At 60.2% G+C, this 8851-nt stretch carries 8 protein-coding genes; 7 read left to right on the top strand and 1 reads right to left on the bottom strand.

What is annotated here, in order from left to right:
* The 5 genes from AC1DKV_RS21090 to AC1DKV_RS21070 form a co-directional block, all read left to right on the top strand.
* A partial coding sequence (locus AC1DKV_RS21090) for a dihydroxy-acid dehydratase (protein WP_477137885.1) occupies positions 1–1457 on the top strand: 1457 nt, incomplete at its 5' end.
* A gap of 32 nt (positions 1458–1489) precedes the next feature.
* Positions 1490–2830, top strand: coding sequence for an NAD(P)H-dependent oxidoreductase (locus AC1DKV_RS21085; protein WP_441619913.1), 1341 nt, complete (start codon positions 1490–1492; stop codon positions 2828–2830).
* 66 nt (positions 2831–2896) lie between these two features.
* A complete protein-coding gene (locus AC1DKV_RS21080; protein ID WP_441619915.1) occupies positions 2897–3865 on the top strand; it encodes a Bug family tripartite tricarboxylate transporter substrate binding protein in 969 nt (322 codons plus the stop codon).
* Positions 3866–4285: 420 nt separating this feature from the next.
* Entirely contained in the window at positions 4286–5293 is a 1008-nt protein-coding gene (locus AC1DKV_RS21075; RefSeq protein WP_441619917.1) for a tripartite tricarboxylate transporter substrate-binding protein, read from the top strand.
* Between the two features lie 355 nt (positions 5294–5648).
* Complete coding sequence (locus tag AC1DKV_RS21070; RefSeq protein ID WP_441619919.1) at positions 5649–6611, top strand: Bug family tripartite tricarboxylate transporter substrate binding protein; 963 nt, start codon at positions 5649–5651, stop codon at positions 6609–6611.
* 19 nt (positions 6612–6630) lie between these two features.
* Here AC1DKV_RS21070 and AC1DKV_RS21065 read toward each other — a convergent pair whose 3' ends face one another.
* On the bottom strand, positions 6631–7560 hold the full coding sequence (locus AC1DKV_RS21065) for a LysR family transcriptional regulator (RefSeq protein ID WP_441619921.1): 930 nt from the start codon (positions 7558–7560) through the stop codon (positions 6631–6633).
* 125 nt (positions 7561–7685) lie between these two features.
* Here AC1DKV_RS21065 and AC1DKV_RS21060 point away from each other — a divergent pair, with 125 nt between their 5' ends.
* Together AC1DKV_RS21060 and AC1DKV_RS21055 are read left to right on the top strand one after the other, a co-directional pair.
* Positions 7686–8219: a phosphonopyruvate decarboxylase gene (locus tag AC1DKV_RS21060; protein WP_441619923.1), complete on the top strand. Its 534-nt coding sequence runs from the start codon at positions 7686–7688 to the stop codon at positions 8217–8219.
* A gap of 2 nt (positions 8220–8221) precedes the next feature.
* Positions 8222–8818, top strand: a complete 597-nt coding sequence (locus AC1DKV_RS21055; protein WP_441619925.1) for a thiamine pyrophosphate-dependent enzyme — start codon at positions 8222–8224, stop codon at positions 8816–8818.
* The last annotated feature ends 33 nt before the right edge of the window (positions 8819–8851 follow it).

Here is an 8851-nt window from a genome sequence, read left to right as displayed (position 1 = left end):
TCCCCACTGTTTCTCTGGGCGAAGTGTTCCTTAACCCGACGAGCATGGTCTACCGCAACCTGATGTCGATGGACGTCGAGGAAATGGTACGGGCGCAGCCGATGGACGCTGTCGTGCTGATTGGCGGTTGCGACAAAACTGTACCCGCCCAGCTGATGGGCGCTGCATCTGCAAATCGTCCCGCAATTCAACTGGTCACCGGGCCGATGTCCACGGGCCGACACAAGGGTGAGCGACTGGGCGCGTGCACCGATTGCCGCCGCTTCTGGGGCAAGTTCCGCGCCGGAGAAATTGACCAGGGCGAAATCCAGATGGTGGAAACGCGACTGGCCACCACGGCGGGCACCTGCGCTGTGATGGGCACCGCCAGCACGATGGCCTGCATTGCAGAAGCCCTGGGCATGTCATTGCCCGGTACGGCGGCGATTCCTGCTGTCGACTCGCAGCGACTGGTAGCCGCGGAAGAGAGCGGCAGAGCGGCGGTGCGACTGGCGCACTCTCCCATTCTGCCTTCCCAGATCATGACCGGGCAGTCGGTCGAGAACGCATTCCGGGTGCTGATGGCGCTGGGCGGTTCGACCAACGCAATCATTCACCTGACCGCCGTTGCGGGGCGACTCGGCATCCGCATCAGCCCGCAACGCCTGAACGAGATTTCGGATGAGACACCAGTGCTGGTGGACCTTAAGCCCGTGGGTGAGGGCTATATGGAGGACTTCCACGCGGCCGGTGGTATGGGGGCGGTGCTCCGGGAGCTGCGCCCCTTGCTGAACCTGGACTGCCTCACGATTGACGGCAGCACACTTCGCGAGCGCCTCGATGAACCCGCCGGATGGATTGACCGAAAGGTCATTCGGTCGTTCGACCAGCCGGTAAGCAATGTCGGCGGGCTGATTGCGTTACATGGCAGCCTTGCACCCGATGGTGCAATCTTCAAGCGGGCCGCCGCCACGCCCTCCCTGTTCGAGACCGAAGGACGCGCAGTTGTCTTCGAAAGTCTGGAAGACTTGGCGGACCGAATCGATTCGCCCGACCTCGATGTCAACGCCAACGACATCCTCGTGCTGAAGAACGCCGGCCCACTGGCCGCGGGGATGCCGGAAGCCGGCTACCTTCCCATTCCCTCGAAGCTCGCGAAGGCTGGCGTGAAGGACATGGTGCGTATCTCGGATGCACGTATGAGCGGAACCGCCTACGGAACCATCGTGCTGCACGTATCGCCTGAGGCAGCGGCAGGAGGCCCGCTGGAAGCGGTACGCAACGGCGACCGGATTCGCTTGTCGGTGTCTCAAAAGAGCATCGACCTGCTGGTCGAGCCGGAAGAAATCGCACGCCGTCTTGCCGAGCGCAAGCCACTGCCTCGGAAGCGCGGCGGATATCAGGAGCTCTATCAGCGTACCGTCATGCAAGCCCCCGAAGGCTGCGACCTGGACTTCCTCGCCCAGTCCCGTATCTGACGCATTTCGTTTCCACCTCACTGGATTGGACCATGAATTTCTATCCTCAGTTGCTCGCGCGTGCCGAGCAAGGCAAGCCCGTGCGCGTTGGCCTCATTGGCGCAGGCAAGTTTGGCTCGATGTACCTGGCGCAGGTGCCTCGCACACCTGGCGTGCACATGGTTGGCATTGCTGACCTTGTGCCGGCAAACGCCCACGCCAGCCTTGAACGCGTGGGCTGGGAGCCCGGTCGCGCCAAGGCGGCATCGCTCGACGACGCGGTTCGCACAGGCTCGACGCATGTCGGAGACGATTGGGAGGCGCTTGTCGCGCACCCCGGTGTCGACATCATCATTGAATGTACGGGTAACCCGATTGCTGCCGTCGACCACTGTCTTGCCGCGTTCAAGCACGGCAAGCACGTCATCAATGTCACGGTCGAAGCCGATGCATTCTGCGGCCCGCTGCTGGCTCATCGTGCCCGCGAGGCTGGCGTGGTGTACTCCTTGGCCTATGGCGACCAACCGGGCCTGGCTTGCGAGCTGGTCGATTGGGCTCGCACGTGCGGGTTCCCTATCATCGCAGCGGGGCGAGGCCACAAGTGGCTGCCCAAGTTCCGCGAATCGACGCCCGATACGGTCTGGGACCACTGGGGCGTGACGGCCGAGCAGGCTCGCGTCGGCGGCATGAACCCGAAGATGTTCAATGCCTTCCTCGATGGTTCCAAGCCGGCTATCGAAAGCACTGCCATTGCAAATGCCACCGGTCTTCAGGTGCAGGCCGAAGGTATCACCTTCGCGCCGGCGTCCGTCGAGAAGATTCCCACCGTCATGCGTCTCAAGTCCGACGGCGGCGTGTTGTCGGCCAAGGGTGTGGTCGATGTGGTGTCGTCGCTGAACCCCGACGGTACCTCTGTGGGCTACGACATCCGCAAGGGTGTGTGGGTCTGCGTTGAGGCACCGACTGAGTACATTCGCCGCTGCTTCAAGGAGTACCAGGTCTTCACTGACCCCGACGGGCAGTGCATGGTGCAGTACAAGAAATGGCACCTCATCGGCCTGGAACTGGGCATCTCCGTGGCAAGCGTCGGGCTCCGCGGCGAACCGACTGGCGTGGCACAGCACTTCAATGCGGACGTCGTCGCAACCGCAAAGCGGGACTTGAAGGCAGGGGAAATGCTTGATGGCGAAGGCGGCTACACGGTGTTTGGCAAGCTCTTCCCAGCGAAGGAGTCGCTCCGTGTTGGCAGTCTGCCTCTGGGTCTCGCCCATAACCTGAAGCTGCGTCGCGATGTCTCCAAGGACCAGTCCCTCACTTGGGAGGACGTGGTCATCGACGCAGAGCAACCGGCCTACCGTGTTCGTAAAGAGATGGAAGCACTGTTCCGGAAGTAACGGAAAACCGGTGACAAGGCCGGGATGGCAAGGCCTTCCCGGCATATATATCAAGGAGACAGAAAAATGAAATGGAGCGTTAAAGCCGCTGTGACGGCGCTCGTACTTGTGTCCGCATGGCCGGTGCTGGCAGCAGACGCCTATCCCAGCAAGCCTGTCACGATGGTTGTCCCGAGCGCACCCGCCGGGTCGACCGATATAGTCGCGCGGCTCATCGGCGAGCAGCTGACCAAGGACCTGGGGCAGCCTATCGTGATTGAAAACCGGCCTGGTGCCAGTGGAAACATTGGCACAGAAGCTGTCGCACGAGCCAAGCCGGATGGCTACACGCTCCTGATGCAATATTCTGGCTATCACGTGGGCAATCCGGCGCTGTTTCCCCAAGCGCGCTGGAAACCCAAGGACTTCGTATCTGTGGCCCTGGTGATGCGTGCCCCGCATGTCGTCGCTGTCAGCGGCAAGATTCCGGCTCAGAACTTGCGCGACCTGATTGCCTTTGGCAAGAAGAACAATCGAGGCTTGTTCTTTGCGTCATCGGGCAACGGCTCCATCCAGCATATCGCGGGCGTCATGTTCGGCAATCAAGCGCAGGTCCCGGTAACCCACGTCCCGTACAAGGGTGCCGGCCCGGTGGTGAGCGACCTCATTGGCGGCCAGGTCGACATGTTCGTGACGACACCGCCGTCGGTAATCGGTCAGGTCAAGGCCGGGAAAATCAAGGCACTGGCTTACACGGGGCCCAAGCGCCATCCTTCGATGCCTGATGTCCCGACAACTGCCGAAGCGGGCCTGCCAAGCTACAACGTGGAGTCCTGGTTTGCGGTATTCGCGCCGGCGGGCACTCCGCCCGACATCGTCAAGAAGCTCTCCGCATCGATCCAGAAGATCGCGGAAAGCCCGGAGTACAAAAAGAAGATCGAGGAGCAGGGTGGCTTTGCTGCCTACATGGATCCTCCGACCCTGGATAAATTCGTGACCCAGGAACTCGCCACTTGGGCGAAGGTGATCAAGGACGGAAATATCACCGCCGAATAATACCGTGATACCTATCCGCCCTCTGTGCAATGCAGAGTTGGCTGATGGGTATTGTCCGACGAGGTTCAACGAGCGGAAAGCACTCTGCTGCGTGACCGGTTGTGGCAGCGGTCAGATCAACACGGCGAAATCTCTTTGGGACGGCGTTCCCTTCGACGGACTAGTCTTCGCGTGCCCCGCGTGCTGTCTCGCTCGCGCCTCATCTCCACGCGGCATTCGTGCCCAGGCTGAACTGCGGGATAGCATCTGTGCGGCGTCTACGGGATGAGCTCCAGTCAAGGAGTCGTGGCCGGCGTTCGCCCGAGCCGTATGGCCCATTCAGAAAATCCGGATTCTCCCCGTGCCTGTTCTCCGGCAACCTTGCCACTACCGAGGAAATAGGCAGGCCTGTAGCCTGCCAAGACGATATTGGAGACTGACATGATTTGCAGAACCGGAGTAAAGCGCCTTTGCCTTGGCGCCAAGTGGCTGGTCATGGGGGTAGTGGGGTTCGGGATTTCCTCGGGAGTGATGGCCGAAAATGCGTTCCCGTCAAAACCCATCACCCTCGTCGTGCCGTTTTCGGCCGGTGGTCCGACGGATGTGGTTTCCAGGGCGCTTGGTCAGGCCATGTCCAAGGACCTGGGGCAAAGCGTCATCGTGGAGAACCGCCTGGGCGCCGGCGGAACGGTGGCGGCTGCATATGTCGCTCGAGCACAGCCGGACGGCTACACCATCCTGATTCACCACAATGGGATGGCGACCGCGCCGGCGTTGTATAAGAAGCTTTCGTACGACCCGCTAAGGGACTTTGCGTACATCGGGCAAGTTGCCGATGTGCCAATGACGCTTCTCGGGCGTAAGGACCTTCCGCCCACAACGGCTGCTGACCTGGTCAAGTTCGTGACCCAGAACAAGGACAAGGTCTCTCTGGCCAACGCCGGTCTGGGTGCAGTCTCGCAACTGTGTGGGCTCCTGTTCGAGGAGGCCGTGAATGCGAAGATGAACTCGATTCCTTATCAGGGTACGGGGCCGGCACTTACTGCATTGCTGGGCGGTCAGGTCGACCTGCTGTGTGACCAGACGACCTCGACGCTGTCGCACATCAACGCCAACCGGCTCAAAGTTTATGGGGTCACCACGGCGAAGCGAATCAAGGCGCTTCCCAATACGCCGACCCTGCAAGAGGGTGGTCTCAAGGGTTTCGAGATGAAAGTGTGGCACGGGCTGTACGCTCCCAAGGGTACCCCGCCGGCAGTGACAGCACGTATCACGAAGGCTCTGCAGAAGGCGCTGCAGGACCCGATGGTCTCCAAACGACTCGATGAGCTTGGTGCCGAGATTGTTCCGGTAGACAAGCAAACTCCGGAGGGGCTGAAGACTTGGCTTAAGGCGGAAAGCGACAAGTGGCAACCGTTGTTGAAGACGATGAAGGTAGAGGCGGACTAAGACGCTCGCTTGCGTGGATGGCCCAGTACCACGGCCATGCGCGTCGGAGCTAGTGAAACCCGTGACGACGAAAACGCCGGCATTGCGAATGCAAGCCGGCGTTTTCGCGTTTTTGCCCCGCGCCAAGCGCGCATTCAGAACATCCTAGGACGACCCAGGGTTACGTCGGCCCGGCGCGTCGCCGCCTGTGCCAAAGGATGCGGGGTTGTCCCAGTGATTTCCGGGCGCAGCCAAAACATCCACTGATGGCAGCAGCATTATTTTCTATTTCACCATGCGCCTCCGTACTAGATACCATCGATGCAACGGGTATCGATGCACACACCACCCGACCAAATAATTACCTGGAAGAGACATGAAACGCTTGCTGGTTCAAGTGGGGATTGGTGCGCTCGTAACCTTTGGCGCTCAAGCGCAGCCGGCATACCCGGACCATCCGATTCGCATGGTTGTGGGTTTTGCCGCCGGTGGAAGCACGGACCTGGTGGCCCGCATTGTGGGCAACAAGCTGGGCGCCATACTGGGCCAATCTGTCGTCGTGGAGAACAAGGCGGGGGCGGGAGGCACTATCGCCACTGACGCCGTGGCCAAAAGCAAGGCCGACGGTTACACGCTGCTTTTTGGCACTAGTTCCCATGCCATCAACACTTCCTTGTACAAGACTCTGCCGTATGAGCCCAACGCGGTAGTGCCAGTTGCGCTGGTGGCAGCCGTGCCGATGGTTCTCGCCGTGAATCCGTCCGTCAAGGCAGACACGGCCAGGGAACTGGTCGACGACATCAAAAAGAATCCTGGGAAGTACAGCTACGGTTCGGCAGGAAAGGGTAGTGCGCTGCATATGGCGGTGGAGTTGCTCAAGTACCAAGAGCATCTAGACATTGTCCACGCGCCATTTCGAGGCGCAAGCCAGGCAGTTCAGTCTGTGATTTCCGGCGATCTCCAGTTCATCACTGATGCGGTTACTACCGCAGGACCGATGATCAAGGCCGGGCGCCTGAAGCCTCTTGCCGTGACGACGGGCACACGCTCCAGTGTGCTGCCGAATGTGCCGACGATGAAGGAGGCTGGCTTTCCAAACTACGAGACATCCATCTGGAACATGGTGATGGTGCCTCGAGGCACGCCGGCCCCTGTCGTGCAGAAGTTGAGCGCTGCGTTGTTGCAGACGGTCAAAGACCCGGAAGTCCGCGAGCGGCTAGCCAAGATTGGAGTTGAGCCCATCTTGGACTCCACACCCGACAAAGCCGCCAGGTTCGTTCAGGCCGAGACGCAACGATGGGCAGACGTTATCAAGGCAGGAAACATCCAGCCGGACTAACGGTCGCCAATGCATGCCGCTACGGGCCTACCCACTCGGCGCCTGGCCAAGCTCCATCAAGCACCAGCCGTTTGGCCAGGGTCACCAGTTCCGCCGAAACAAAGCTCGCGGCTGGGGACATTCGACGCGTAGCCGCATGTGCCAGCACGATTCGCCGGGAGAGGTTGGGGGAGGTAATTGGTGCAGCCGCCAAGATGCCTTTCTCCAGCTCTTCGGATACCGCCGAGCTGGGCAGAACCGTGTACCCAAAGCCCTTTGCAACCAGAGATTTCTGGACAGCCAGGGAATTGGTCTCGACCGCGATAGTGGGTTTGATTCCTGCGACAGCGCATGCATGCTCGACCACTGTGCGAAGACCGTGTGGCGCGTTTGGTAGCACCAGCGGAAGGTCTCGAAGGCTCTCGATGGTGTGCGCATCACCTTGTGGAACAGTGCCAGGCAGGCCGACCAGATAGAGCTGTTCGTCGAGCAGCGCCTCTACTTGCAGGCCAGGGGAAGCCTTGATGTCGTACAAGAGCGCTATCTCAACGTCGCCTGCCTCAAGCCACTGCAGGAGGTTGCCTGCGTAGCCCACATTGAGCCGGACAACGAGTTGCGGATGCTTGCCTTTCACGGTTGCGACAAGTTCTGCTGCCAGTAACTCACACGTGCTCGGCAGCAGACCGATGGCGGCTGTGCCTGAAATCGCCCCTTTCACTGGCTGAATCTCAGCCTTGGCCCGGTCCAGTTCGCGCAACGCGCGCCGGCCGTACTCAACCAATGTCTTACCGGCCTCCGTGAGGACCATTCCATGCCGCTCGCGCTCAAAAAGCTCTACACCGAACTCCTCCTCAAGCAGCCTGACATGTCGGGAAACGGCAGGTTGAACGATGCGAAGGAGTTCGGCGGCCTTGGTAGCGCTCCCGGTCTCGGCGATGGCCAGCAGTGCACGCAGTTGTTTGATGTCCATGTATCTCCGACGGCACGTTTTGACTATCCAAATTACTGATTGGAGTAATCAAATTATTGTATTTCATAAAGCCTTCCAGTCAATTATATGATAGCCGAAGTCATTCCCCACCGAGACAATCTCCCATGACCAATCCAAATTCCGAGCCCCTAGCCTGGCAAGAAGATATCTTTCAAGTCCTCAAGCAAAACGGGGTTCGCCAGGTTGCTTACGTGCCGGACGCCGGCCATTCTCATGTCATCAAACGGGCCAAAGAGGACCCCGAAATCCGCGACGTTGTTCTTACCACCGAAGAAGAAGGTGTCGGTGTTGTCAGCGGCGCATGGCTGGGTGGCGAGCGCGCGGTCCTGCTAATGCAGAGCAGTGGTGTTGGCAACTGCGTGAATATGTTCTCGCTGCTGGATAGTTGCCGCTTCCCGTTCTTCACCATCGTCACCATGCGCGGCGAGTACGCCGAGTTCAATCCGTGGCAAGCGCCAATGGGCTTGGCCACCGCCAAGGCGCTTGAGCTGATGGGCATCACGGTGTATCGCGTGGACGCGCCGGAAGATGCCGCAGAACTCATCGACGCGGGACTGGTCTCCGCATTCGACGCGGGACAACGCGTCGCCATTCTTCTCTCTCAAAGCCTCATCGGCCGCAAAAAGTGGGTGCGCTGAACATGACTACCTCGACCTCCAAGTCGGCGATTAACCGCCGCGAATTCGTTGCCGCCCTGCTGAGGCAGTTTCCCGATGCACTCGTCGTGACGGGTCTCGGCTCCCCTTCGTACGACGTTTTTGCGGCCGGGGACCGTCCTTCCAATTTTTATCTTTGGGGCGCCATGGGCGGGTCTACCTCGGTTGCGCTCGGGCTGGCCCTGGCACAACCGGAAAAGCAGGTCATTGCCATTACAGGCGATGGCGAGCAGCTGATGGGTATTGGCAGTCTCGCCACTGCCGCAGCTCAAAACCCCAGGAACCTGGCAGTTGTGATTCTTGACAACGGTCACTTCGGTGAGACCGGCATGCAGCAAAGCCATACCAGCCTGGGCACCAACCTCGCAAAGGTGGCAGCCGGATGCGGTGTGCGCTCGACGCTCGAAGTCTCCGAGATTGCGGAACTGGAGAAGCTGACGCAGGCAATCAAGAATGCGGATGGCATGACCGTGGCCCAGGTGTACATCGCCGCGGAAGAGCATCAGCGCGCTCTGCCCCCGCGCGACGGTGTCTTCGTCAAGAACCGCTTCCGTCAGCACCTGGGATTCGCGCCGCTCTAGCTCTAGTCTTCTAACCTATCCGGACAGCATTGC

The organism is Cupriavidus sp. 05T41, assembly GCF_056396525.1.
Note: the sequence above shows the minus strand (reverse complement) of the source record. Positions and strands in the feature narration are given on the sequence as shown.